This is a genomic window from Geobacter sp. (assembly GCF_027327745.1).
Classification (GTDB): Bacteria; Desulfobacterota; Desulfuromonadia; order Geobacterales; family Geobacteraceae; genus Geobacter.
Genome location: NZ_DAHVYG010000082.1, coordinates 61,580 through 84,920 on the forward strand (window position 1 = coordinate 61,580; position 23,341 = coordinate 84,920).

At 62.4% G+C, this 23,341-nt stretch carries 22 protein-coding genes and 1 pseudogene; 11 read left to right on the forward strand and 12 right to left on the reverse strand.

The annotated features are described in order from the left end of the window. Positions 1 to 117: 117 nt before the first annotated feature. From mftC to mftA, 3 genes are read right to left on the reverse strand one after another with little or no spacing between them, the layout of a single operon-like run. A complete protein-coding gene (gene mftC, locus M6689_RS15430; protein ID WP_298273385.1) occupies positions 118 to 1,161 on the reverse strand; it encodes a mycofactocin radical SAM maturase in 1,044 nt (347 codons plus the stop codon). Beyond that, complete coding sequence (gene mftB, locus M6689_RS15435) at positions 1,142 to 1,405, reverse strand: mycofactocin biosynthesis chaperone MftB (protein ID WP_298273387.1); 264 nt, start codon at positions 1,403 to 1,405, stop codon at positions 1,142 to 1,144. The genes mftC and mftB overlap by 20 nt, the downstream gene beginning before the upstream one ends. Before the next feature lies 1 nt (position 1,406). Next, positions 1,407 to 1,514: a variant-type mycofactocin precursor gene (mftA, locus tag M6689_RS15440; RefSeq protein WP_298273388.1), complete on the reverse strand. Its 108-nt coding sequence runs from the start codon at positions 1,512 to 1,514 to the stop codon at positions 1,407 to 1,409. A 373-nt stretch (positions 1,515 to 1,887) separates the two neighbouring features. Here mftA and M6689_RS15445 point away from each other — a divergent pair, with 373 nt between their 5' ends. Genes M6689_RS15445 through M6689_RS15455 form a run of 3 tightly spaced genes read left to right on the forward strand, consistent with a single transcriptional unit; the run spans position 1,888 to position 3,221 of the window. Then, positions 1,888 to 2,397 (forward strand): NUDIX domain-containing protein, encoded by a 510-nt coding sequence (locus M6689_RS15445; RefSeq protein WP_298273390.1) that lies wholly within the window; start codon positions 1,888 to 1,890, stop codon positions 2,395 to 2,397. A 40-nt stretch (positions 2,398 to 2,437) separates the two neighbouring features. After that, on the forward strand, positions 2,438 to 2,857 hold the full coding sequence (locus tag M6689_RS15450) for a nucleotidyltransferase substrate binding protein (RefSeq protein WP_298273391.1): 420 nt from the start codon (positions 2,438 to 2,440) through the stop codon (positions 2,855 to 2,857). Beyond that, on the forward strand, positions 2,847 to 3,221 hold the full coding sequence (locus M6689_RS15455; RefSeq protein WP_298273392.1) for a nucleotidyltransferase domain-containing protein: 375 nt from the start codon (positions 2,847 to 2,849) through the stop codon (positions 3,219 to 3,221). The genes M6689_RS15450 and M6689_RS15455 overlap by 11 nt, the downstream gene beginning before the upstream one ends. A 122-nt stretch (positions 3,222 to 3,343) precedes the next feature. On the opposite strand, the gene M6689_RS15460 is transcribed toward M6689_RS15455, so the two are convergent. From M6689_RS15460 to M6689_RS15495, 8 genes are all read right to left on the reverse strand, one after another. Further along, positions 3,344 to 3,622 (reverse strand): hypothetical protein, encoded by a 279-nt coding sequence (locus M6689_RS15460; RefSeq protein ID WP_298273393.1) that lies wholly within the window; start codon positions 3,620 to 3,622, stop codon positions 3,344 to 3,346. A 205-nt stretch (positions 3,623 to 3,827) separates the two neighbouring features. After that, positions 3,828 to 5,783: a PAS domain-containing sensor histidine kinase gene (locus M6689_RS15465; RefSeq protein WP_298273394.1), complete on the reverse strand. Its 1,956-nt coding sequence runs from the start codon at positions 5,781 to 5,783 to the stop codon at positions 3,828 to 3,830. 15 nt (positions 5,784 to 5,798) lie between these two features. Next, positions 5,799 to 7,190: a VWA domain-containing protein gene (locus M6689_RS15470; RefSeq protein ID WP_298273396.1), complete on the reverse strand. Its 1,392-nt coding sequence runs from the start codon at positions 7,188 to 7,190 to the stop codon at positions 5,799 to 5,801. Positions 7,191 to 7,195: 5 nt separating this feature from the next. Then, positions 7,196 to 8,101: a MoxR family ATPase gene (locus M6689_RS15475; protein WP_298273397.1), complete on the reverse strand. Its 906-nt coding sequence runs from the start codon at positions 8,099 to 8,101 to the stop codon at positions 7,196 to 7,198. Between the two features lie 186 nt (positions 8,102 to 8,287). Further along, on the reverse strand, positions 8,288 to 9,493 hold the full coding sequence (locus M6689_RS15480) for an iron-containing alcohol dehydrogenase family protein (RefSeq protein WP_298273398.1): 1,206 nt from the start codon (positions 9,491 to 9,493) through the stop codon (positions 8,288 to 8,290). A gap of 460 nt (positions 9,494 to 9,953) precedes the next feature. Continuing rightward, a complete protein-coding gene (locus tag M6689_RS15485) occupies positions 9,954 to 11,336 on the reverse strand; it encodes a sigma-54 dependent transcriptional regulator (RefSeq protein WP_298273400.1) in 1,383 nt (460 codons plus the stop codon). Further along, positions 11,324 to 12,532: an ATP-binding protein gene (locus M6689_RS15490; RefSeq protein WP_298273401.1), complete on the reverse strand. Its 1,209-nt coding sequence runs from the start codon at positions 12,530 to 12,532 to the stop codon at positions 11,324 to 11,326. The genes M6689_RS15485 and M6689_RS15490 overlap by 13 nt, the downstream gene beginning before the upstream one ends. Before the next feature lies 1 nt (position 12,533). Continuing rightward, a complete protein-coding gene (locus tag M6689_RS15495) occupies positions 12,534 to 13,688 on the reverse strand; it encodes an iron-containing alcohol dehydrogenase (RefSeq protein WP_298273402.1) in 1,155 nt (384 codons plus the stop codon). Between the two features lie 644 nt (positions 13,689 to 14,332). Between M6689_RS15495 and M6689_RS15500 the strand changes: the two genes are divergently transcribed. The 8 genes and pseudogenes from M6689_RS15500 to M6689_RS15535 form a co-directional block, all read left to right on the forward strand. Further along, entirely contained in the window at positions 14,333 to 15,553 is a 1,221-nt protein-coding gene (locus tag M6689_RS15500) for a hypothetical protein (protein ID WP_298273404.1), read from the forward strand. Between the two features lie 11 nt (positions 15,554 to 15,564). After that, positions 15,565 to 15,837 carry a DUF4242 domain-containing protein gene (locus M6689_RS15505; RefSeq protein WP_298273406.1) on the forward strand — a complete coding sequence of 91 codons (273 nt, stop codon included), beginning with the start codon at positions 15,565 to 15,567 and terminating at the stop codon, positions 15,835 to 15,837. 71 nt (positions 15,838 to 15,908) lie between these two features. Beyond that, on the forward strand, positions 15,909 to 16,439 hold the full coding sequence (locus tag M6689_RS15510) for an AmiS/UreI family transporter (RefSeq protein WP_298273408.1): 531 nt from the start codon (positions 15,909 to 15,911) through the stop codon (positions 16,437 to 16,439). Positions 16,440 to 16,480: 41 nt separating this feature from the next. Further along, positions 16,481 to 16,762 (forward strand): hypothetical protein, encoded by a 282-nt coding sequence (locus M6689_RS15515; protein ID WP_298273410.1) that lies wholly within the window; start codon positions 16,481 to 16,483, stop codon positions 16,760 to 16,762. A 137-nt stretch (positions 16,763 to 16,899) separates the two neighbouring features. Then, entirely contained in the window at positions 16,900 to 17,715 is an 816-nt protein-coding gene (locus M6689_RS15520; protein WP_298273411.1) for an SHOCT domain-containing protein, read from the forward strand. Positions 17,716 to 17,788: 73 nt separating this feature from the next. Further along, positions 17,789 to 18,952 (forward strand): alcohol dehydrogenase-like regulatory protein ErcA, encoded by a 1,164-nt coding sequence (ercA, locus tag M6689_RS15525; RefSeq protein ID WP_298273412.1) that lies wholly within the window; start codon positions 17,789 to 17,791, stop codon positions 18,950 to 18,952. Next, on the forward strand, positions 18,936 to 20,171 hold the full coding sequence (locus M6689_RS15530; RefSeq protein WP_298273414.1) for a SpoIIE family protein phosphatase: 1,236 nt from the start codon (positions 18,936 to 18,938) through the stop codon (positions 20,169 to 20,171). Before ercA ends, M6689_RS15530 begins: the two co-directional genes overlap by 17 nt. 95 nt (positions 20,172 to 20,266) lie before the next feature. Next, positions 20,267 to 21,100: pseudogene (locus M6689_RS15535) on the forward strand (aldehyde dehydrogenase family protein); the annotation flags it as partial. Here M6689_RS15535 and M6689_RS15540 read toward each other — a convergent pair. Continuing rightward, on the reverse strand, positions 21,093 to 23,063 hold the full coding sequence (locus tag M6689_RS15540) for a sigma-54-dependent Fis family transcriptional regulator (protein WP_298273416.1): 1,971 nt from the start codon (positions 23,061 to 23,063) through the stop codon (positions 21,093 to 21,095). The pseudogene M6689_RS15535 and the gene M6689_RS15540 sit on opposite strands and share 8 nt — an antisense overlap. Positions 23,064 to 23,341: the final 278 nt, after the last annotated feature.

The window sequence follows — 23,341 nt, forward strand, 5'->3', positions numbered from 1 at the left end:
GAGGTCTCCTCGTAGTCATATCTCCCCCCTTTGCGAAAGGGGGGCCGGGGGGGATTTGATTTTAGCGTTAAAGGCAAATCCCCCCAAATCCCCCTTTTTCTAAGGGGGACTTGAATTTTACGCGGCGGCCGCCGCCCTGTCGGCGTCGGCGATGCTGGTCACACAGCGCTCCAGGCACTCCGGATCGCCGCCGTTGATGTCGTTTTTCAGGTGCCAGGCAACGGCCGGACAGCCGCCGTGGCACTGGTCGAAGCGCTGGCACTCCTCGCAGGAGTGGATCCGCAAGGAGCGGAACGATGCGTAGATCTCGGAGCGGTCCCAGATCTCCTGGAAGCTCTGCTCCCGCAGCGACCCCGCCTTGAACCGGTCGGTCTGGAGGAAGGCGCAGGGGTACATGTTGCCGGTGGGGCCGACGCAGCAGGTGAGCTTGGCCGCGCCACAGAGGTTGAGCCCCAGCCCCTGGCGCTCCTGGGAGGTAAGCGAAAAGAAACTGTCGCCGGTCCGCACGTCGCCGCTTTTTGCCAGCCAGTCGGAGAACTCCAGCAGCTGGGCCGGCGTCGGCCGAAGCTCTTCCCAGTTGTCCGCGCCGCGCCCGGAGGGGCGGAAGCGGCTCACCCGCAACGACACGCCGAGGGAGCGGGCCAGCTCGTACATGGCCGGGATCTCACTCGCGTTCTGGGTGGTGAGGACCGTGTTGATGCTGGTGGGGATGGAGGTGCCGGCCAGGAGCCTGATCGCCTCGATGGCCCTCTTGAAGACCCCATTTCCCCGGATGGCGTCGCAGGTTTCGGGGGTGGCGCCGTCCATGCTCACCTGGATCGCCACCAGGCGGCTTGCCGCCAGTCGGGCGACCCGCCCGGCGTCGAGCAGCGTCCCGTTGGTGGAGATGCAGGTCATGATTCCCCGGCTGTGACAGGCAGCCAGGATCTCTTCGAAATCGGGGCGCATGAACGGCTCGCCGCCGCCGAAATTGATCTGGAAGACCCGGGCTTCGTGCAGCTGCTCCACCAGGTCCAGGGCCTCGGCCGTGGAGAGCTCGCCATGGGCGGGCTCTCCTGAAGCCGAAAGGCAGTGGGTGCAGCGGAGGTTGCAGGCCAGGGATACTTCCCAGGTCAGGTTTACCGGGGAGCGGAGCCCCGTCTCAACATACCGATTGCTCACGGAGAAACCCCTTTTCTAGAAGTTGCGTTACGAACTTCTGGAGTGCCTTCTTCTGACCGTCCGTCAGCCCGTCGGGAAGTTCGTCCTTTCCCCGGACGGTCCCGTAGAAGTCTGCGGGAAGAAGGGTGCCGGTCTCGGCAAAGAGAAGGCGCGGCCCCCGTGAATCGTAAAACAGGAGGCCGAACCCTTCCTGCCGCACGCGGCATGCGGGGTGCAGCCGTATGCCTGCACCTGCCGCCGCCATCTCAGTACACCCCGCAGATGCCGTCGATTGCGAGCTCTTCCACCTGGATCTCCTCCAGGATGCAGGGCTCCTCGTGGCACGTCTCTACTGCTTGCGTCTCTTTTTCCATGTCCTTCTCCTTTCGATCGTTTCGGTTTCGCACCACCGGGTGATGCGCCCTTTGCACTCCATAGTTGCAACGCCGATGCCAAAGAATAAAACAACGATTTATGTCGTAAACTCGAAGGATTTCAGGGGTGTGTCGTTGGCGATCAATTCAAATGTGTGGAGAAATAGGACAAGCCGGAAGGGTGGGGTCGGGATGGGACGAGGGTAACGCTGTGGCGTATTTCCTCAACGAGGATTTTTACCACACATTTTCAAACCGAGTTCTGTAATTTCGAATACGTGGTTGCCAACGGTGCGGGAACTGCGATATTCAATAATATGGAGCAATGGAGAACACGAAGAGAGGCCCATGCTCTCCGAGGAAGGTGGACGCCATGCATGAAAAGAACTCCTACTGCTCGTACTGCGGCACCCGGTTTCCCGAGGGGGCGCCGTGGCCGCGACGCTGCGCGGCGTGCGGCAACCGCAGTTACCTGAACCCGCTGCCGGTGGCGGTCGTCCTGCAGCCGGTGGGGGAGGGGCTGGTCGTCATCCGGCGCAACATCGAGCCCCGGAAGGGGACCCTGACGCTTCCCGGCGGCTACATCGACTGCGGCGAGACCTGGCAGGAGGCGGCGCGGCGGGAGCTTCTGGAGGAGACCGGCATCGACGCCGGTACGAGTGAGATCACCCTTTACGACGTGCAGAACGGATTCGACGACACCCTGGTGATCTTCGGCCTGGCGCCGCCCAGGCCCCGCGAGATCCTCCGGCCGTTCTCCTCGCCGGAGACCCAGGAGGTGCGCCTCATCGACCGCCCCGTGGAGCTGGGGTTTCCGATGCACACAGAGGTTGTGCGGAGATATTTTGCCACTCTTGCTTCAGGAGGAACTGGGATGTTATAAGGATCACAGCCGTTAACATAGCCACCCAGCGGGAGAACCGATGAACTCTCTGGACATTCGATGGCAGCAACGCTTCAATCACTACAAGAAGGCGTTGCAACAACTGACCAAAGCGGTCGAACTGAGCCGTGAGCGCCCCCTCTCCGAACTGGAGCAGCAGGGTCTCATCCAGGCGTTCGAATTCACCCACGAGCTTGCCTGGAACGTGATGAAGGATTTTTTCGAGTACCAGGGGACCACGTCGATCATGGGCTCCCGCGACGCGACGCGGGAGGCGTTCTCCCGCAACATCGTGACCGATGGCGAAGGATGGATGGAGATGATCAGGAGCCGCAACCAGAGCTCTCATACCTACAACCTGGAGATCGCTGCCGAAATAGTGGAGAAGGTGATCACCCTGTACTATCCCCTGTTCGTTTCCTTTGAGCGGCGGATGGAGGCCCTGATCGATGGCGCCTGACAGGGACGAGCCATTCGGGCTCAAGCGGAGCACCATTGGCAAGATCACCGGCGTCTTCGCCGCAGTGCCTGAAGTCGAGGAGGTAATCCTCTACGGTTCACGGGCCAAGGGGAACTACCGGCATGGGTCGGACATCGACCTGACCGTAAAAGGGAAAGACCTTACCCTGACGCTGCTGCTGAAAATCGAGGGGATGCTCGACGATCTCCTGTTGCCCTACAAGATAGATCTCTCCCTGTTTGATTCCCTGGATGACCCCGACCTGATGGACCACATACGGCGGGTCGGGATTGTCATCTATGCGAAAGCCGGAATGCCTGGCCGGTTACCCGTAAACGGCAACCCTCCAGGTGACGTGTCCTGAAAGGCCTGCGCGCCAACATCTTCCTGAGAAACCGGGGACCATGAGAAACCGGGACAGATTTATTTGTTGCTCCTGGTTTAAGCCCCCGTAAGCCCCACCCGTAAGCCCCCGTAAGCACACGTTCATAAATCCTCATCGAACCGATCAATGAAGATCTTCTTGTCCTTGCGCTGCAATCCATGGGCAATCAGGAGCAGGCCGAGCATTAAGAGGAGCAGGCCGAGCAAGGCAAGCTGAAGCCTGCGAAACACGAGGCAGGTGACCCCCACGGAGAAATAGGTTATCCCCAGAGCGAAACAGGCTCGCTCTTTCTTGATCCCCGTTTGCGTTATGGCATACCGGTACACCTGATAAACGAAGAGGAGCATCGGTAACAGCAGGAACAGTTGAATGAAGTACATGTGCGAACCCTGCGGGCGAAGGGGTTATGGGCCGCAGCCCGGTTGCGAACCGCTCGGCCTCGCCGCGGCCAATCCGTGAGGCTTTAAGACTATAGTACGGCGCCAGGAAGGGATGTCAATTGAGGCTCTTGTAAAGCTATTGCGGGGCCGGTCTGCTTTGTTGCCGCTCGCTCGGGAAGCTAAACGGGGGGAGGTGTTATGTCGGTCAGGACGGTGAAGGAGGCGGGAAGTCCGCTGGATTTCTGAGTTGCATTTCGCTGCCGCCGACCGGCAGGATGACTGTGAAGAGCGAGCCTTCGCCGACCCTGCTCTCCACCCGGATTTCACCCCCGTGCCGCTTGACGATGTCGAAGGTGAGGGCGAGGCCGAGGCCGATCCCTTTGCCGACTTCCTTGGTGGTGAAGAAGGGGTCCCAGATCCGGTCGATCATGTCGGGGGGGATGCCGGCGCCGGTGTCCCGAATGGCGATGGAGACCGTCGCGTCGTCAGCGGCGTCGGTAGTCACTTCGACCCTGCCGCTTCCCTCGATGGCCTGGTGGGCGTTCACCAGCAGGTTCATGCAGACCTGGCGCAGGCCGGAGGGGTCGCCGAGGACGCGGGGGAGGCCGTCCTTCAGACTGGTAACCACCTCGATCTGCTGGTAGCTCCGCTGGTGCCGCAGCAGTTCGAGGATTTCCCGCAGGATCGCGTTCATGTCCACCGGGATGGCGATGCCGTCGGATTTTCTGCCGAAGCTGAGGAGGTGGTCGATGATCGCCTTGCAGCGGTATGACTCCCGGACGATCACCTCAAGGTACTGGGGGAAGACCCCCAGACGGGCATCCCGCGTGAGGGCCGGCTCGTCGCGGAAGCGCCGCAGGAGCGCCTCGGCGTAGCCCGCCACGGAGGTGAGGGGGTTGTTGATCTCGTGGGCGATGCCGGTGGCGAGGACGCCAATGCTCGACATCTTCTCGGACTGGATCAGGTGCATCTCCTGGAGTCGCTTTTTCGAGACGTCCCGCAAGAAGACCAGGGCCCGGTTCTTCTCTCCCAGGGCATCTTCGATGGGGGTGGCAGTGATGTCGACGTACCGGGTGGCGTGGCGCTCCCGGACGGAGACCTGCGAGGTCTCCACCCGCTCGCCCCGGATCGCCCGCTCCACGGGACATTCGCCGGGGACGGCGGTCGCTTCGGGGTGGAAGAGCTCCCGGCAGGGGCTCCCCTGCCGGATCTCTTTCGGGAAGAGCCGCGGGGCGATGAGGTTGTGGTGCTGGACCATGCCGTCGTGGTCGTACACCACGATGCCGTCGCTGATAGAATCGAAAATCGCCTGCAGCTCGTTGCTCTTGTTTGTCAGCTCTACTTCGGCCCGCTTCCGTTCGGTGATGTCCTGGGTGGTGCCGTAGAGCCTGACGACCCTGCCGATACCGTCGACGGAGGGCTCGACGATGGAGTGGACCCACTGGGTGGAGCCGTCGCCGAACTGGAGGCGGTGCTCGATTTCATAGCTTTTCCCGCCTTCCGCCCCCCGGCGGAGATGCTCCATGACCGTTGCGTAATCTTCCGGATGGACCACGCCGGCAAAGGCTTCCTGGGTCGTTTCCTCGCGGCTCAGGCGCATGATCCGCAGCAGCTCGTCCGAGGCCTTCACCGCGCCGGTGGCGGGGTCGAAGCTCCAGGAGCCGACGTGGGTCATGGACTGGGCCTTGGCCAGGTTGTACTCGCTCTCGGCCAGGGCGTGCTCCGCCATTTTCTTCTCGGTGATGTCCACGAGGACCGCGAGGCACTCTTCCCCCGATTCGGAGGCCATGGCCTCGATCCGGACGAAGAGAGGGCGCTCGCCCCCCGTCGAGAGCTTCAGCCGGCAGGTCTCCTTCCCCGAACCGGCAAAGACCGTCCGGAGGAAAGGGGCGATGGCGGGACGATCCTCGTTGGCCACGAACTGCTCGAAGCGCCGGCCGGTGAGGCTGTCCCGCTCCACCCCCAGGAGCCTCCCCCCGAAGAGGTTGGCCGACTGGATCACCCCCTCCCGGTTGAGGGTGAAGTACCCCACCGGGGCGAAGTCGTACAGCAGGGCGTACTTGTTGCGCGACGCCTCCAGTTCTTGCTGCGAGCGGCGCAGTTCCTGGATCTTCGTCTCCAGTTCGATCTGGTGCGCTTCGATTTCGTGGAGCGGCTTCACCGTGATCTCCCCTGTCTACCACTGCCTGCGGACATCGGGGTCGAAGGCCGGCGCCGCGGTCTTCCCCCGGGTGTAATAGGTCCGGTAGTCGTAGGGCTCCTCCGTCTTCGGGCGGTGGCGGGCCTGTTTCCAGATCCGGGTGTCGTGGTGGTCGTAGAGGGTGTAGAAGAGGTCTTCCACCATCCGGCTCAGCTCGTCCACGTCCCGCACCACCTCTACGCGGTCGCAGTAGGCGCCGTAGAGGTCCATGAGGCAGTCCCCCCGCTGCCAGCTCTCCCGCTCCTCCGGCGTCAGCCAGAGCATGTACCCCGCCTTCTCCCGGATCTCCTCCAGCGCCCATTCGTTCGCCTCGTTGTAGTTGTTCCGGGCGTCCCCCAGGATGATGACGGCCGGTTTGCCCCGCATGTTCTCCAGGTGCTTCTTCTTGAAGGTGAGAAAGACGTTGCCGTAGTCGCTGTTGTCGTCCAGGTTGACGATCTCCCCCCGATCAATGGTCTCCAGGAGGCAGTTGACCGGCATGTTGCGGAGCATGGCGGTGATCTCGGCCAGCTCCCTGTTGAAGATGAAGCTGCGGACGTGCATGAGCCGGTTCTGCAGGGTGTGGAGCAGCAGCAGCATGAAGCGGCTGGCGTGACTGACGGAGTAGCTCACGTCGCACAGCACCACGAGCCGCGGCTTTTCCTTGCGCTTGCGCCTTAAGGAGAGCAGAAACGGCACCATCCCGTGCCGGTAGTTCTTCTGGATCGTCCGGATCACGTGGAGCTTTCCCCGGTTCTCCATCTCCTTCATCCGCCGCACGTCCTTGCGGATCCGCACGAGCATGCGGGAGACGACCTCCTGGATGTCCGAAAGCTCTTCCGGGGTGAAGGGGGCCACGGCGCTCTTGGTGACCCCCTGGTGGAAGGCGACGGTGGTGGGGGGGCTCTTCATGTAGAAGTCCGACGGGGGCGACTGCTTTTTCTCGCGGAAGCCGTCCAGTTTCACCATGATCTCGACCCCGGCGGTTTCCCCCTCCGTTTCTTCCAGCGCCATCAGATCCTTCAACTCGTCGGCGGTCACCTCTTCGTCCACCAGGAGCGTCGGTCCCTCCTCCTTGTGCCCCCGCACGGCGTCCGTCTTCAGCTGTTCCCCTTCGACGATGTGGATCATGGCCGCCAGCAGATCGGCCGGAGCGGCCCCGGAGGGGAGGGGCTGGGCGGGGGCGAAGAAGCGGTCGAACACCTCTTCGAACGCCGGGATATCGTTCACGTTCTTCACCAGCGTCAGGCGCAGGAGCGCCTTGACCGATTCCCGCCCCCCCACGCCGCAGAGGGCGAGGGCATTGACCGCGTCGAGGCTTTCCCCGGGAGAAACCCTGACCCCCCGCTCCCGCAGGGCCGTGACGAATCTGGTGATGATCCGTTCCATGGTGGCTAGACCGCCAGAACCCGGCGCGCGAGGTCGTTCACCTGCTCCAGGTCCGCCTGGTGCTTGGCGATGGTCCCCACCGTGTTGGCGACCACCTGGGGAGTGAGCTGCGTCGCGTGGAGGATCGAGAGGACCTGGGCCCAGTCGAGGGTCTCGGAGACGCTGGGGGGCTTGCGGAGATTGAGCTCCCGCGCCTTGCGCAGGAAATCGACCATCTGGCGGGCGAGGGCCTCGCAGATTTCGGGGAAGCGTGTGCGGACGATGGCGACCTCCCGGTCGAATTCGGGGTAGCCGATGTAGAGAAAGAGGCAGCGGCGGCGCAGGGCGTCGGAGATCATCCGGGTGCCGTTGCTGGTCAGGATGACGAGGGGCTTGATCCGCGCCGGGATCACCCCCAGCTCGGGGATGGAGACCTGGAAATCGCTCAGGCACTCCAGGAGCAACGCCTCGAACTCGTCGCCGGAGCGGTCGATCTCATCGATCAGGAGCAGCGAGCGCTTCTCCGAGAGGAAGCTCCGCAGGATGGGGCGCTGCACGAGGAAATTCTCGGAGAAGAAGAGGCTCTCCTCCGCCGTCAGGCGTTCCACCGCCTCCCGCAGGTTGGCGGAGGCGGCGAGGTAGGTGTCGAGCTGGGTGCGCAGAAGCTGGGTATAGAGGAGCTGCTTGCCGTATTCCCAGTCGTAGAGTGCCTTTCCCTCGTCGATCCCCTCGTAGCACTGCAGCCGCACCAGCGGGAACTCCATGACCTGGGAGAGAGTCTGGGCGAGGCCGGTCTTGCCGACGCCGGGAGGGCCTTCGATGAGGATCGGCTTCTCCATCCGGATCGCCAGGAAAACGGCGGTGGCGATGGCTTCGTCGGCGATGTAGCCGCCGGTCCGGAGAACGTTGGTAACCTCTTGTTCGGTGATCATTGTTGACCTCGGGGGCATCGTAGGGGCGATCCTTGTGATCGCCTGAAATGCTTTATGGGCGAATACAAGATTCGCCCCTACAACGTCAGGAATCCATGCAACAGCGCCGCTGGCACCCGGTGAGAAATTCTCCCCGGGCCCAGCGGCTTTTCAGACTGCCTTAAAGATCATGTACTGCTTCAGGTGTTACATGCAACCCTTGAACACGGCGCGCATGTTGTCGAAGCCGATATCCATCGGGTTCCCTTCGGAGCAGATGTCGGCGGCGGCGAACTTGGAGAGGCTGTCGAGGTCCTTATCCTGGAGGCCGAGGTCGCCGAACTTGGTGGTGATCCCCAGGTCGTCCTTGAGCTCCTGGATCATGTCGATGAACTTCTCGCCGGCCTTGATGTCGGACATGCCGTTGGTGTCGATGCCGGCGGCCCGGGCCATAATGGCGAAGCGCTCGGGGCAGGCGGGGAGGTTGAGGCGGCAGACGTCGACCAGGGCGATGGCGTTGCAGAGGCCGTGGGGGGAGTCATAGAGACCGCCCATGGCGTGGGCCATGCTGTGGACGATGCCGAGGCCGGCGCTGTTGAAGCTGTAGGCGGCGGCCATCTCGGCCCAGACCATCTGCTCGATCGCCTTGGCGTTGTTCCGGTTGGCCGAGGACTGGCGGAGGTTGGCGAAGATCTCGGTGATGGCCCAGAGGCCCGGGCCGTAGGCGGACTGGACGCAGAGCCGGGAGGCGATGGCCTCGACGGCGTGGGTCAGGGCGTCCATGCCGGTGTAGGCGGCGAGATTCTGGCTCATGCACTGGTGGAGCAGGGGGTCGTTGACCGACTTGCTCGGGGTGCAGTTGGGATCGAAGAGGGCCATTTTGTACATCTTATCGGTGTGGTTGATGATGGAGAAGCAGGAGACCTCCGAGCCGGTACCCGAGGTGGTGTTGATGGCGAGGTGGGGGATCTTGTTCTTCTTGGTGCACTTGAAGGCCCCCTCGAAGGAGCGGACGTCCTGGCCGTCGTGGCTGTGTACCAGCTTGATGGCCTTGCAGCAGTCGGTGGTGGAACCGCCGCCGACGCTGATCACGCCGTCGAACTTGCCGGCGCCCAGAACCTTGGCCCCTTCCATGACCTCGTAATCCTTCGGGTTCGGAGTCGCCTTGGCATAGACTTCGGATGCTACGCCGGCGTGCTTCAGGACCCCCTGGATCGCCTCGATGATCCCCGTCCCCTTCAGGCCGGTGGTGACGATGAGGGCGTTGGTCATGCCGAGGGCCTTGGCGTCATTGCCGACCATGGTGTGGGCGCCCCAGCCGATATTCACCGAGGGATAGGCGTGCTGCATCTTGATCGGGTATTCGCGTTTTTCCAGGCTGAGGGTCCGCTTTACATCTCTGAAGTGTGGCATGGGTGCTTCCTCCTTTTTGTGATGTGAACTCTTCGACGAGTTCATCAGTGATTGGTTCTGCCCAATGCTGCCGTGACTGCGGATTCGATGGCATGTTCGCCCTGCTGTCACCTCCAAAAACCACGTTTTAGTGTATTGCCGGCACCTGCGTTTGGCCTTCGATCGGTAATGCCGATGATCCAGCCCTTTGAAATAGCTATAGCAAGGGTGATGCCAAATGAAACATTGGTTTATTTATCGTGTTTTTGGGCTGTTTCATTCATGAGCGGTAGGCGGGAGAGGAGACGGGGGCGAGGAAATCTGAAACACAATTATAGGAAAACGTGTTGCGTGGGGGGGAATTGGTGCTATGGATTATGTCTACAGTGGGGAATTTCGCCTCAGTGGGGAGGAGGGGGGGCGGGACTCCGCCCCTCGATCTGCCATTCTCTCGCTACGATTCCCTAAGTCCGACAGAGTCCTAGGTCGGCAGGCCGTAGCGTTCGAGCTTCGTGTAGAGGGTCTTGCGGTCGATTTCGAGGATCTTGGCCGCACGGCTCTTGTTCCCCTCCACCTTCTCCAGCACCTTCTGGATGTGGTCCCGTTCGATGACCCAGAGGGGGAGGGGGGGAGTCTCGCCGGCCGACGGTCCGGCGGGCCGGGGGAGGGGCGGGGTTTTCGGCGGCGAGAAGGGGAGGAGATCCGAGGAGATGATCGGTTCGGTGGCCAGGATGCTGGCGCGGCGGATGACGTTGCGCAGTTCCCGGACGTTGCCGGGCCAGGAATAGGCCGTGAGGGCGGCCATCGCCTCGTCGCTGATCTCCCAGCCGATGCCCCCACCCTCGGTGGCGGTCTTCAGGAAGTAGAAGGAGAGGGGGACGATGTCGTCGGGGCGCTCCCGCAGGGGTGGGACATTGATGGGGAGGAGATTGATCCGGTGGAAGAGGTCCTCGCGGAACTCCCCCCGGTTGACGCACTCTTCCAGCTTCTTGTTGGAAGCGAAGACGAAGCGGACGTCGACGCTGATGTCATGGTTCCCGCCGAGACGGCGGAAGGTGCCGGTTTCCAGGACCCGCAGCAGCTTCACCTGAACGTCGAGGGGCATCTCGGAGATTTCGTCCATGAAGAGGGTGCCGGTGTCGGCCAGTTCGAAGAGCCCGGCCCTCCCTTTGTTGGCGCCGGTGAAGGCCCCCTGGACATGGCCGAAGAGCTCGCTCTCGGCGGTGTTGGCGCTGAGCCGGCCGCAGTTGACCGTGACGAACGGTCTTGCCTTGCGACGGCTGGCGTCGTGGACGGCGCGAGCGATCAGTTCCTTCCCGGTCCCGCTCTCCCCGCAGATGAGGACATGCTCGTCGGTCACCCCCCAGCGCCGCACGGTCTCCAGGACCTTCTGGATCACCTGGCTCTTCCCGACGATCCGCTGGTGCTCCTCGATCTTGTTGATCTCCAGCTTCAGATTGATGTTTTCGATCCGGAGGCGGTTCTTCTCGTAGGCCTTGTCGATCACCATCTCCAGTTCATCGAGTTTCACCGGCTTGGTCAGGTAATCGTAGGCACCGTGCCTGATGCACTCCACCGCGGTTTCGATGGTCCCGTGGCCGGTAAAGACGATGATCTCGGGAACGTTGGACTCGGCGCGCATCTGCCGGAGGGCCTCGACCCCGTCCATGCCGGGCATCTTGACGTCGAGGAGGACCACGTTGAAGTTCTCCTGCCGGTACTTTTCCAGCCCCTCTTCACCGTCGGCGGCCGCCTCGACCTTGTAGCCGCTTCGCCTGAGCTCGGTTTCGAGCAGATCTCTCAGGTTGTGCTCGTCCTCGACCACGAGCAGTTTCGCTTCTTTGCGTGCTCCTATTGCTGACATGAAGGAAGCCTCACTGTGAATTTCGATCCTATTCCCTGCTTGCTCTCTACGTGAATCTCGCCGCCGTGCTTCTTGATGATGTTGTAGGTGACCGCCAGCCCCAGGCCGAGCCCCTTTCCGACCTCCTTGGTGGTGAAAAACGGGTCCCAGATCTGGTCGAGAAGTTCGGGGGGGATGCCGCACCCCGTATCGCAGATGGATGCCGTGACCATCCCGTCCTGGTCGAAGGTGGAAATTTCCACCATCCCTCCCCCTTCGATGGCCTGGAAGGCGTTCATGGTCAGGTTCATGAACACCTGCCTGAGCCCCGACGCGTCCCCCCTGACCGCAGGGAGGTCCTGCTGCAGAAACTCCGTTATCTCGATCTTTTCGAAGCGGGACTTGTGTCGGATGAGTTCGAGCACCTCCCGGAGAATGTCGTTGACGTTCACCAGGCCGACGGAACCGTCCGACTTGCGGCTGAAGGTGAGGAGGCTGTCGATGATCCCCTTGCAGCGGTAGGACTCGCGGATGATCACCTCCAGGTACTTCCGGAAATCGGTGAGGCGAGGGTCCTCCGTCAGCTCCGGTTCGGTGCGGAACCGCCGCAGCAGGGCCTCCGCATAACCTGCCACCGAGGTGAGGGGGTTGTTGATCTCGTGGGCGACCCCCGCCGCCAGCATGCCGATGCTGGACATCTTCTCCGCCTGCATCAGCTGCAGCTCGTGGATCCGCTTGTCGGTCACGTCCCGGAGGAAAACGAGGGCGCGGGGCTCCACCTTCGGGTCGACGATGGGGGTGGCGGTGACGTCGAAGTAGCGGGTTGTTCCGTCATTCCTGGTGGTGGTGAAGGAGAACTGCATGGTCTCCCCGCCGAGCGCCTGCTCCACCGGGCACTGGGAGGGAGCGCGCTCTTGGTCGGGGTGGAAGAGGGCGGCGCACGACTTGCCGACCGTGGTTTCCCGGGGGAAGAGCCGCGGGCAGACGTGGTTGCGGTGCTGGACTTTTCCCTGGTGGTCGTAGATGACCACTCCGTCGCTGATGGCATCGAAGACGGCCTGGAGCTCGTTGGTCTTGATCCTGAGCCCCAGGTTGGCCGCCTCCAGCTCCTGGATCTTCTGCTTGACCTCGGCGTAGAAGCCGATCTTGGAGCTTTCCAGCCCCAGCAGCCGTTCCAGGCTCGTTTCGTCGAACTTTGTCCGCTTGATTTCTTCCATCTCAGTAGGCCTTCTCCAGAATCGACAGCAGGTCCTGCTCGTCCGCTTCACGCGGCGAGGTGACGATGCAGACGTCCTTCAGCGCCCGCCGGGCCAGTTCGGGAAGGTCCTTGCGGTCGACCCCCAGGCTCCGGAGGCTCCGGGGGGCCCCTGCGGCGTCGAGCATATTGTCCAGCGCCTCCTGGACCACCTCCGAGGCGGTGCCGATGTTGCCGTCGGTGCGGTGTCCGAGCCCCCAGGCGAGTTCCGGGAGCTTTTCGCTCACCACGGGGATGTCGTACCTGATGACCTCCGGCAGGAGGACGGCATTGATGCTCCCGTGGTTGGCGTCGTAGAGGCCGCCGATGGGGTGGGCCAGGGCATGAACAATCCCCAGCAGCGAGTTGGAGAACGCCATCCCCGCGTGGAGGCTGGCCCGGGCGAGGTTTTCCAGGTCGTCCGGCCTCCGCTCCCTGACGGCGTTCACCAGGCTGGTGGAGACCAGCCGCAGGGCCTTGATGGCGTGGACGTCGGTCAGGGTGGTGGAGGCCACCGAGAAGAACGCCTCCATGGCGTGGCTCAGGGCGTCGGTGGCGGTGGTGCAGACGTATTCGTCGGGGAGGGTTTCGAGGGTGTCGGGGTCGGTGAGGCTGATGTCCGGGGCGACGCAGCGGCTCATGATGGTCAGCTTGCAGCGGCGCTCGGTGTCGTTGATGATGGCGAACTGAGAGACGTCGGAGCCGGTGCCGCAGGTGGTGGGGCAGAGGACAAGGGGGGGAAGGGGGCGGAAAATCTTGTCCGATCCCTCAAAGTCCCTGATCCGTCCGCCGTTGGAGACAAGGATCGCCACCCCCTTGGCCGCATCCATGGAGCTCCCGCCCCCAAGCCCCACAATGACGTCGCACCCGTGGCGGATGTACTCCCGCGCCCCTTCCTCCACCTCCAGATCCTTGGGGTTGGAGGTGATGTTGTCGTAGTAGATCACCTCCAGCCCCGCGTCCATGATGCTCCTGATGGCCCTGTCCACCCACCCCGAGGCGAAGAGCCCCTGGTCGCTTACGAGAAAGACCTTGTGGCCCCCCAGCCGCCGGGCGCACGAGCCGATCTGGGTCAGGAGCCCCCTGCCGAAAATGATCTCCGGCACTTCGAACTTGTAATGGTTAAGGGAGCTCTCCATGTTTTGCATACTCATCCTTTACGGCTGAACGCCGTTTTAGCACCGTGAATACAGACCCCTGACGGTAACCCAGTATAGCAACAGATATGCCGAAGTGTCAAACGAGGTTTGACTGAATGTATAACAGTTAACTTCCCGAAATATGTTCAAAATATGCGTAATTGGCGCCGTATTCCTCCAGGGAGGGGGTGTGGTGGGAATAATTTCTACGCTGTGGCTTAACTCTACACAACAAACAATCTTTTATTCCGCCCGGCTTGCCAGGATTTACGGGAACAAGGATGGGGATGGCCCGGATTAGCGAGCCTTGGCCACAATTCGTTAAAAAAGAAACCACTGTTTTATTAGTGGCACTCCGGTTGCACATGGTCCACTTACACAAGGAATTGACCCGGTGGTGATCAACGTTCAGGGAAACCCTGTCGGGACGCCGGCAGAGTGGAGTTACTCCTTTGGGGCGGGGAAGTCCTCCTTCAGTTCCCCGCCCCGCTTTTTTGCAGAACCCCGGGAAATCATCAATTCGAACGTTTTTACAGCGTTGAATCCCTGCCGGAGCGCGTGGCCGGCGGGGCGCGAGCCAGCCGGCACCTGGCCTGATGCAGCACATCACGCAGTACATCATGACATGAGGGGAGGATACAGAAATGAAGAGAGGTACTATTATCGCCATGGCAGCTTTGCTCTCCATGGCAGCACTACCTTCCGCCCACGCGGGGTTTGTTATCGGGGGGGAGAACGGGTGGCAGCTCAGCACGGACGGGATCGTGGACGTCTTCGCCACCTACCGGTCTACGAGTCCAGCCCCGACAGGTAGCCGCTTTTTCAGTTTCCTCGGCAACAACGACCAGAATTTTGCTGTAAGGGTGGGGCTTCTGCCGTCGGTGGTCGCGTTCAACGTCAAGGCCCCCACCGTCAACGGGGTAGATTCCACCGTCCGGGTCGGCATCTATCCGAGCATCCAGAACACGAGCCAGAATCGCTTCGAAACCAGCCCAAACATCGACTTCAGGGAGATCTATTACACTGCTAAGGGGAAATACGGCGAGCTCCTCGCCGGCCGTGCACTCAACCTCTACCAGGGAAAGAACATCCTGACCGACATGACCCTGCTCACTGCCGGCGTTGTCCCGATAATAGGGACAACCACGACCCTCGGGCACATCGGCTACGGCTATCTCTACACCAACTTCGGCCCCCAGATCCGCTACACCACCCCTGACCTTAATGGTGTCAAGGTGGCCTTGAGCGTCGGCGAGCCGTATAAGATCAGCGCCAATTCTGCCAAGACAAATGTGCCGCGCATCGAGAGCGAAGTTTCCTACGCCACGGTCTTCGGCGGCGGCAACACCTTCCAGGCATGGGCCTCCGGCCTCTTCCAGACCGATACCCGCAGCACGGCGGCGGGCACACCCCGCCCGGGCGGGCACAACAAGTCCCTCGGTGGCGCGGCAGGCGTCGAGGTCGGCTTCAAGGGTGTCGATCTTCTGGCGTCCGGTTACTACGGCGAGGGGCTCGGCATGATCAGCGCCCAGGACGGCGACGAGTTCGGCTCCTCGTCAACTGACGGTGCCGGCAAGGAGAGGACCCATTGGGGCTTCCTGACCCAGGTGACCTACATGCTGACCCCGACCATCAAGATCGGCGCCAACTACGGTCAGACCCGCCAGGAGAAGACCGACTTCGACAGGACCCCCGGCGCCTTCATCCCCATGAAAAAGCAGGAGGCGGCGGTGGCCATGGTCGCCTACAACTTTAACAAGTTCACCCAGTTCATCGCCGAGTACACCTATGCCCAGAACACCTGGCACGATGGTGCCACCCAGCACTCCAACAGTGTTGCAGTCGGCACGATGTTCTACTGGTAAGGGGGCAACGTATGCCAAAGTACGTAATCGAACGAGAATTGCCGGGCGCCGGGAACCTTCCCGCTGAGACACTCCAGGCCATATCCCAGAAGTCCTGCGGCGTACTGCAGGGGCTTGGCCCCCAGATTCAGTGGGTGCAGAGCTATGTCACCGACGACAAGATCTACTGCATCTACATCGCGCCCAATGCCGACATGGTCCGGGAGCATGCCCGTCAGGGCGGCTTCCCCGTCAACAGCGTGGCCGAGGTGCGGGCCGTTATCGACCCGACCACGGCCGAGTAAGCGCAACTCCTTCCCCGGTCGGCGTTCGCGCCGGTCGGGCCGTTTTTGAGAAACCTATAGAGGAGACAACAATGACGTTAGCGATTCTGGTAGCAATAAGTTTGATGTGGTTGTCGGTGGCGATTCTGTTCCTCGGCAAGGGAGAGGCCAAGGGGACCGGCGCCATCACGGGCTTCGTGGGTCTGGTGGTGGTGATCGGGGCCTTCCTGCAGACGGCCATGTTCAAGGACCCGTTTACGGGTGGTCTTCTCTTCGCCCACGGGCTCCTGTACTGTACGGTATCCTACGCCCTGCTGACAGGGCTTGAAGACCTCCGGTCCGTGGGTAATGTCAGCCTGATGGTGGCGATCATCTCCGCCATCTACATGGGGCTCTTCTTCACCGGCGGCTCACCGGGCCCGGACGGCAAACCCCTTACCCCCCAGAGCAACTACCTGGCCCTGGCCTGCGCCGGTTACACGGTGCTGACCGTTGAGGTCTGGCTGAACGCCTATGGCAAGGTATCGGCCAAGACCCTTGCCTGGTCGCTCATCAGCTGGGTCCCGGTCGGCCTCCTGATCCCGGCCTTCATGCTCATGTCGACGGGCAAGCTCCCCTTCTAGTGGGGGCATCAACTTTCAACCAAATCCAGCGGAGGGATGTCATGAAAAAGAGTGCTATCTTTGTCTGCGCGGCCCTGTTCCTGGCCACCTCGGTACCGGCGCCGGCACAGCAGACCCATCAAGAAAAGGTTGCCTGCGACCTCGCGGCGCAAAATTGCCTGAACCGGATTGAAATCATCCAGAAAAGGATCAAGAAGCTGAATGCCGAGATCAAGAAGGGTTCGGCAAAGTATTCGGCGGAGGATCTGAAAAAGCTCGAAGACAAGCTGCAGGAGACCAAGGACCTTCTGGACAAACTGGAAGGGAAGAAGGCCGGCAAGTAGCCTTCGCAGGTGGACGGAAGAAAGGGGCGCCCGGGCGCCCCTTTTTCTTCGGGACACGGAATGGACAACGGTTGCCATCCCTTGACCGGCGGCTATACTCGGGGCAGAGACGGAAAAAACGACGCGGAGGAGTGACCATGAAGACACGTTTGTCACGGACGCTGCTGGGAGTTGTGGGGGGCCTGCTGCTGGCCGGGATGGGCCTTGGTGGTGCAGTAAGTGTTAGCGCTGCCGAGCGTCGGCCGGTCTGGGAGAGGCAGGATCAGTTCGTTGCCCTGGAGAAACAGGATGTCAGCGACGCCCCCAACGAGCACCCGGCCCGCCTGTCGTCCCAAGTCCTTCGCCAGACCCTGGGCGCGCTCCAGGTGAGGCTCGAAGGGGGACAGCCCGTCCCGCTCTTCACCGAGGGGGAACTGGACGTACTCGGCCCCGAACTCCAGAAGGCCCTTGAGCTGGCCACGCCTGACGACGACGTGACCTTTGCCATGATGGGACTCCACCCCACCCTTCTCGGATTTGTGAAGAAGCCGCTTCTGACGACCGGTCGCATCTTCTTCCGGCAGGAAAAGCTCAACCTCATCCTGGGTCAGGTTCACGAACCCGTCAGGGAGAGCGACGATCGACGGCTCCACCCGTTCGTTCCCGGTTCCCGGAAGCCGGCCCCTCACCCCGCCTGGCGCGTGACGACGAAGGGAGGAGAGCTCGCGCAGGTTGACGACCGTTCCGACTGGCTGGCGCTGTCGCTCCTCCCGGCCGAACAGGTGATGTCCCCCCCGGAGACGGGGACGAACCGGGAGGCAAAGCCGGCTCTCGCGCCCCGGACATCCCCCCCCCGCCCGGTCGGCAGAAGCGTGGAGGAGCGGCTCATCCTGCTTAACGATCTGAAGCAGAAGGGGCTGATCACCGAGGAGGAGTACCGGGCCAAGCGGCTCAAAATTCTCGACGAGCTGTAGCCCGAAGCGCCTCCCCTGTTTTTCGCGAAATCTTGCTATAATTACCGCAGGACGGAAAAAGGGAGGCTGCATAATGGAACAGGATGAATTTGCCCTGCGGAAATTCGTTGCGCCCGAGTTCATTTTCGGCACCGATGCCCGTAAGCTGGTGGCCAGATATGCGAAAAACTTCGGCGCCCGCAAGATACTTCTCGTCACCGACCCGGGGGTGGAGGCGGCGGGGTGGGTAGAGGACGTCCTCACCACCCTCAGGGAGGCGGGGGTCGAATATGCCGTCCATTCTTCGGTAACCGCCAATCCCAAGGTGCACGAAATCGAGGAGGGGGCCGAGATCTACCGCCGAGAGGGGTGCAACGCCATTGTGGCGGTCGGCGGGGGAAGCCCCATGGACTGCGCCAAGGGAATAGGCATCGTCAGCGCCAACAAGAGGGATATCCGCGAGTTCGAAGGGGTCGATAAGGTCGAGCTCTCCATTCCCCCCCTGATCTGCGTTCCCACAACCGCCGGCTCTTCCGCCGACGTCTCCCAGTTCGCCATCATCACGGACACCGCGCGCCGCGTAAAATACGCCATCATCAGCAAGATGATCGTTCCGGATGTCGCCCTCATCGACCCGGTCACCACGACAACCATGCCCCGGGAACTGACGGCGGACACGGCGATGGACGCCCTCTGTCATGCCATCGAGGCGTTTGTCTCGACGGCCCATTCCCCCATCACCGACCTCTTTGCCCTCCAGGCGATCAGGCTGGTCTATTCGAATCTTCTGCCGACCCTGGAGGCTCCGGACAATGGCAATTTCCGCGGCCGGATGATGCTGGCAAGCCTTGAGGCCGGGCTGGCCTTTTCCAACACCAGCCTCGGACTGATCCACGCCATGGCCCACAGCCTGGGAGGAATGCTGGACTCTCCCCACGGCGAGTGTAACGCCCTCCTTCTTTCCCATGTCATCGATTTCAATTTCGATGCGGTCCCGGACCGCTACATGCTCGTGGGGGAGGCGATGGGGCTCTCCGTACTCGGCATGGCCCCCCATGACGTGAGATCCGCCCTGCACTCCACTCTCGTGTCCCTCCGGGAGTCGGCGGGCATCACCCATACCCTGGCCCGGCTCGGCGTCTCAAGGAGCGACATCCCCGAGCTCGCGGAAAAGGCGATGAACGACCCCTGCATCTTTACCAATCCCCGACAGCCCACCCGCGAGGATATCGAAGCCATCTATGAAAAAGCCCTCTGATCCCAAGGAATCCTGGGACGCCGAGCGGGAAAAGATCATCGGTCTCGGCGAACGATCCCTGCGCAAGACCTACTATCCCGAACTCCAGCAGAAGCTCGACGAGCTGGAGCGGTTCAGGTCCCTCCTGGACCAGAGCAACGACTGCATATTTCTCCTCGGGATTCCATCCCTCTCCTTTGTCGATGTCAACGAGTCGGCGTGCCGTCAACTCGGCTGTACGCGGCAGGATCTCCTTGACGGTGCCCTGGGAAAGATCGTCCCGGCGGAGGCGCTGGAAAGAATCAGGGAGCTCGTGACTTTCGGCCCCGAGGAGGGGAGGGACCGGGATACGATCGTTACCGAGCTCTACCGATGTTCCGGCGAAGGGTTCCCGGTGGAGATCACCATCCGGCTGGTCAGATTCCAGGGGGACCTCTACGGCGTGGCGGTGGCGCGGGACATAACCGAACGGAAGCGGGCCGAAGAGGCACTGCTGGAGAACTCCCGGCTGCTGCGCGAGATGGAGCTCGCCCGGCAGATCCAGCTCTCCCTCCTGCCGGGAGCACCTCCCGAACTGGCGGGGGTCCGGATATCGGGATGCTGTCTTCCCGCCACCCACGTGGGGGGGGACTATTTCGACTACTACCGGCGCGAGGATGGCGTAGTGGACATGGTTGTGGCCGATGTCTCGGGGCACAGCTTCGGCGCCGCCCTGATGATGGCCGAAACCCGCTCCGTTCTCCGTGCCCAGGTGCACGCGTTCACCGGCACCGGGGACATCCTCACCTCACTCAACGATGTCCTTCACGAAGATCTGAGCCAGGCGGAGCTCTTCATCACCATGTTCTACGTCAAGTACGACGCCCCGACCCGCATCCTGAGCTATTCGAACGCGGGGCATGTTACGCCGCTCCTTTCCCGCCGCTCCGCCAGGGAAAGTTGCTGCGAGCTGGACGCCGACGGTCTTATCCTGGGGATCAGCAAAGGGGTCTCTTTCGAGGAGAAGCAGGTCCGGCTGGAAGAAGGGGATGTGCTCATTCTCTACACCGACGGCATCACCGAAGCCGAGAGCGGCTCCGGTGAGCAGTTCGGTCTTGCCCGCCTCTGCAGCATCATGGGAGCGCACAATTCAGAGTCCCCCGGGAAGATCATCGACGCCGTGCTTCGGGAGGTATCCGCCTTTACCGGCGGCGCTCCCCCGAAGGACGACATGACGATGATCGTGATGAAGGTCGAGTGACTTCCCGCAAGCATGAGAAGCTTTGTCCGGAAGCACAATCAATTCGACCAGGGAGGAAGCTATGTACGATCGTCAGGAGATCTATCTCAACGGGGAACCTGGTGAGCGGCTACGGCGAGCCGGTGGGGGAGGCCATGGCGAGCCACCCCGGCGTGGACCTGATCTCGTTCACCGGATCGGTGCGGGCGGGCCTGGCGGTCTCCGGCCTGGCGGCGGCTACCCTCAAGCGGGTCGCCCTGGAGCTCGGCGGAAAATCGGTCGCCATCATCCTCGACGACGCCGATCTTGCCGCGGCGGTCAAGGGGACGGCTGCCAGCTGCTTCGTCAACTCCGGCCAGACCTGCAGCGCCCACACCCGGATGCTCGTCCCCGAATCCCTCTACGATCGGGTCGTGGCCCTGGCCGTGGAGGCTGCTGCCACCTATGTGCCGGGGGACCCCCTCAATGAGCAGACGCGGCTCGGGCCCCTGGTCTCCGCCCGGCAGCGGGAGCGGGTGCTGGAGTACATCCGGAAGGGGGTGGCCGAAGGGGCAGAGCTTCTGTGCGGCGGGGCGGAGCCTCCCGAAGGGTTCGAACGGGGCTACTATGTGAAGCCGACCATCTTCGGCCGGGTAACGCCGGAGATGACCATCGCCCGGGAGGAGATCTTCGGGCCGGTGCTGGCCATCATGACCTACCGGGACGAGGACGATGCCGTGCGCATCGCCAACGATACTCCGTATGGCCTTGCCGGCGGCGTCTGGTCGGGGGATGTGAAGCGGGCCGAGGGGGTGGCCCGAAAACTGCGGACCGGCCAGGTGGATATCAACGGCGGCTCCTTCAACATCCTCGCTCCCTTCGGAGGGTACAAACAGTCGGGGCATGGCCGGGAGCTCGGCAAGTACGGGCTGGAGGAGTTCCTGGAGCTCAAGGCGATCCAGTTCAAGTAAGCGCGGAGGGATTTCCCTTCGATTTCCTGTACAGGGTCGACCGGGAGACCCCCAGTTTCCGGGCCGCCGCCGAGACGTTCCCGTTGCACTGCCGAAGCACCTCCCGGATGGCGGCGGCCTCCAGCTCCTCCAGGCGTCCCGAGTCGCTACGGCACTCCAGTTCCGCCGAAACGTGAAACTCCCCCCTGTGCCCACCAGCCTGCTCCAGAAAATCCTCCGGAAGATGCTCGATCCTGATTTCGCAGTCGCCATCCCTGAGCGCCAGCGCCGTTCGGATGACGTTCGTCATCTGGCGGATATTTCCCGGCCAGGCATGGCGGGAAAAGAGGTCGATCACTTCCGGGGAAAAGCGGACTCGTTCATTGCCCCGGGAGAGCGTTCCCAGGATGCTTTCGGCCAGTGCGATCCTGTCCGTGCGGCTCCGCAGGGGAGGGAGGGTGAGGAGCAGCCCGTTCAGCCGGTAGTAGAGGTCCTCCCGGAAACGGCCTGCCGCCACCTCGTCGCGCAGCTTGCGGTTGGTGGCGCAGATGATCTTGATGTCGACCGGCTGGGGCTTGGTCCCGCCCAGCGGCGTTACGGTGCGGTCCTGCAGGACCCGCAGCAGCCTGGCCTGGAGGCTCAGGGGCATGTCGCCGATCTCGTCGAGAAAGAGGGTGCCGCCGTCGGCCTGCTGGATCTTGCCGATGCTGCCGGAGCGGCGGGCGCCGGTGAAGGCGCCGTCGCGGTAGCCGAAGAGCTCCGACTCGATCAGCCCTTCCGGTATGGCGGCGCAGTTGAGAGCAACGAAAGGCCCCTTGCTCCGCGGACCATCGGCGTGGAAGGCGCGGGCGAACATCTCCTTGCCGCTTCCGGATTCCCCTTCGATCATCAGCGGGATGTCGTGGCCGATGATCTTGCTCGCCTTGCGGATGGCGGTCCCCATCGCCTGGTCTCCCAGGTCAAGGGCCGCCATGGCGCCGCCCAATGGCTCGGTCGCGGAGCTGCGGCCGGTTGCATTGGGCTCGCGGATCGGCAGGTAGGTGACGGGGGAAACCGAAGAACCGAACTTCACCCTCCCGAAGACCTCCACCCCGTTTCGCAGCCGAAGCCGTATCACCGGTTGTGGCAGGGAGCGGGCCTGTTCGAACAGGCCGGCGAGGGTCAGGTCGAAGATGCTGCCGATGTTTCGCTTTTCCGCATCGTAGCGGTCGAGTCCCAACTGGAGAAGGGCTGACCGGTTGGCGGCAACGAAGCGCCCGTCCAGGGAGAAGACGGCGATCCCCTCGTAGAGGGTGCCGATGAACTCCGGACGCAGGTGGAAATGAATCAGAATCTCATCGTTGCATTCGTGGGCGAAAAACTGGTTCTCGATCATCTGGGCCGACATCCGCACCAGCGCCATGGTGTGCCGCTGGTAGGTGGCGGAATCGCTGGAGACATCGAGCACGCCGAGCATCCTCCCCATGGGGTCGAAGATCGGGGCCGCCGAACAGGTGAGGAACTGGTTGACGGCAATGAAGTGCTCGGTGCTGTGCACCGACACCGGGACCTGCTCCACGAGGGCCGTGCCGATGGCGTTGGTGCCGTTGGCCTCCTCACTCCAGATGCCGCCCGGCCGGAGGGTCACCTGCCGTGCCTTCTCCACGAAGTCCGGGTCGCCCACCGAGTGCAGCACTACCCCGGCCGTGTCGGTCAGCACCACCACGCTGGAAGTCCCGGAAATCTGCTCATGGAGCTGCTCCATCACCGGCTCCGCATGGAGGATCAGCCGTCGGCCCCGCTCGCGAAACCCGGCCAGCGCTCCGGCGGAGACCACCGGAATGTCCCTGGTCTGCCGTTCGGCGCTGATCCTCCGGTCGACGCACCGCTGCCAGGAGCGACTGATGACCTCGGGGAGGTGCCCATCGGGAAGCGGCTCCCCCGCCATGAAACGTGCCGTTGTGTCGACTGCGTCTGAAACCCGGCCGGATGCAGACCACGTCATACCCACCTCCCATGAAGCAATCCATTGGATCCATCGAACACTGTTTTCTTTTGCTACAGATGCACAGCAACACCTGTACCATCCTGTGACACTATTGCCAGTCTTGCCGCACCGGACTTCGGAAATCGAGCCTTCCCAGCCTCTGCTCCTTCTGCTAATTGTGCAGAATTTCGAAGGCTTCTGGATGATGAAGATGAAATCCCGATCAATTAAAACCCGGTTCTATATATTGGCACATGCGCTGCTATGAATGGACTTCAAAAGGGCTTGCCCGACAT

What these genes read in the sequence shown, in the direction of transcription:
- M6689_RS15510 (WP_298273408.1), top strand. Translation starts at nt 15,909, where the DNA reads ATGACGTTAGCGATTCTGGTAGCAATAAGTTTGATGTGGTTGTCGGTG.
- M6689_RS15450 (WP_298273391.1), top strand. Translation starts at nt 2,438, where the DNA reads ATGAACTCTCTGGACATTCGATGGCAGCAACGCTTCAATCACTACAAG.
- M6689_RS15485 (WP_298273400.1), bottom strand. Translation starts at nt 11,336, where the DNA reads ATGTCAGCAATAGGAGCACGCAAAGAAGCGAAACTGCTCGTGGTCGAG.
- mftB (WP_298273387.1), bottom strand. Translation starts at nt 1,405, where the DNA reads ATGGCGGCGGCAGGTGCAGGCATACGGCTGCACCCCGCATGCCGCGTG.
- M6689_RS15540 (WP_298273416.1), bottom strand. Translation starts at nt 23,063, where the DNA reads ATGACGTGGTCTGCATCCGGCCGGGTTTCAGACGCAGTCGACACAACG.
- M6689_RS15530 (WP_298273414.1), top strand. Translation starts at nt 18,936, where the DNA reads ATGAAAAAGCCCTCTGATCCCAAGGAATCCTGGGACGCCGAGCGGGAA.
- M6689_RS15500 (WP_298273404.1), top strand. Translation starts at nt 14,333, where the DNA reads ATGAAGAGAGGTACTATTATCGCCATGGCAGCTTTGCTCTCCATGGCA.
- M6689_RS15475 (WP_298273397.1), bottom strand. Translation starts at nt 8,101, where the DNA reads ATGATCACCGAACAAGAGGTTACCAACGTTCTCCGGACCGGCGGCTAC.
- M6689_RS15460 (WP_298273393.1), bottom strand. Translation starts at nt 3,622, where the DNA reads ATGTACTTCATTCAACTGTTCCTGCTGTTACCGATGCTCCTCTTCGTT.
- M6689_RS15505 (WP_298273406.1), top strand. Translation starts at nt 15,565, where the DNA reads ATGCCAAAGTACGTAATCGAACGAGAATTGCCGGGCGCCGGGAACCTT.
- M6689_RS15495 (WP_298273402.1), bottom strand. Translation starts at nt 13,688, where the DNA reads ATGGAGAGCTCCCTTAACCATTACAAGTTCGAAGTGCCGGAGATCATT.
- M6689_RS15515 (WP_298273410.1), top strand. Translation starts at nt 16,481, where the DNA reads ATGAAAAAGAGTGCTATCTTTGTCTGCGCGGCCCTGTTCCTGGCCACC.
- M6689_RS15490 (WP_298273401.1), bottom strand. Translation starts at nt 12,532, where the DNA reads ATGGAAGAAATCAAGCGGACAAAGTTCGACGAAACGAGCCTGGAACGG.
- M6689_RS15480 (WP_298273398.1), bottom strand. Translation starts at nt 9,493, where the DNA reads ATGCCACACTTCAGAGATGTAAAGCGGACCCTCAGCCTGGAAAAACGC.
- M6689_RS15455 (WP_298273392.1), top strand. Translation starts at nt 2,847, where the DNA reads ATGGCGCCTGACAGGGACGAGCCATTCGGGCTCAAGCGGAGCACCATT.
- M6689_RS15470 (WP_298273396.1), bottom strand. Translation starts at nt 7,190, where the DNA reads ATGGAACGGATCATCACCAGATTCGTCACGGCCCTGCGGGAGCGGGGG.
- ercA (WP_298273412.1), top strand. Translation starts at nt 17,789, where the DNA reads ATGGAACAGGATGAATTTGCCCTGCGGAAATTCGTTGCGCCCGAGTTC.
- M6689_RS15520 (WP_298273411.1), top strand. Translation starts at nt 16,900, where the DNA reads ATGAAGACACGTTTGTCACGGACGCTGCTGGGAGTTGTGGGGGGCCTG.
- mftA (WP_298273388.1), bottom strand. Translation starts at nt 1,514, where the DNA reads ATGGAAAAAGAGACGCAAGCAGTAGAGACGTGCCACGAGGAGCCCTGC.
- M6689_RS15445 (WP_298273390.1), top strand. Translation starts at nt 1,888, where the DNA reads ATGCATGAAAAGAACTCCTACTGCTCGTACTGCGGCACCCGGTTTCCC.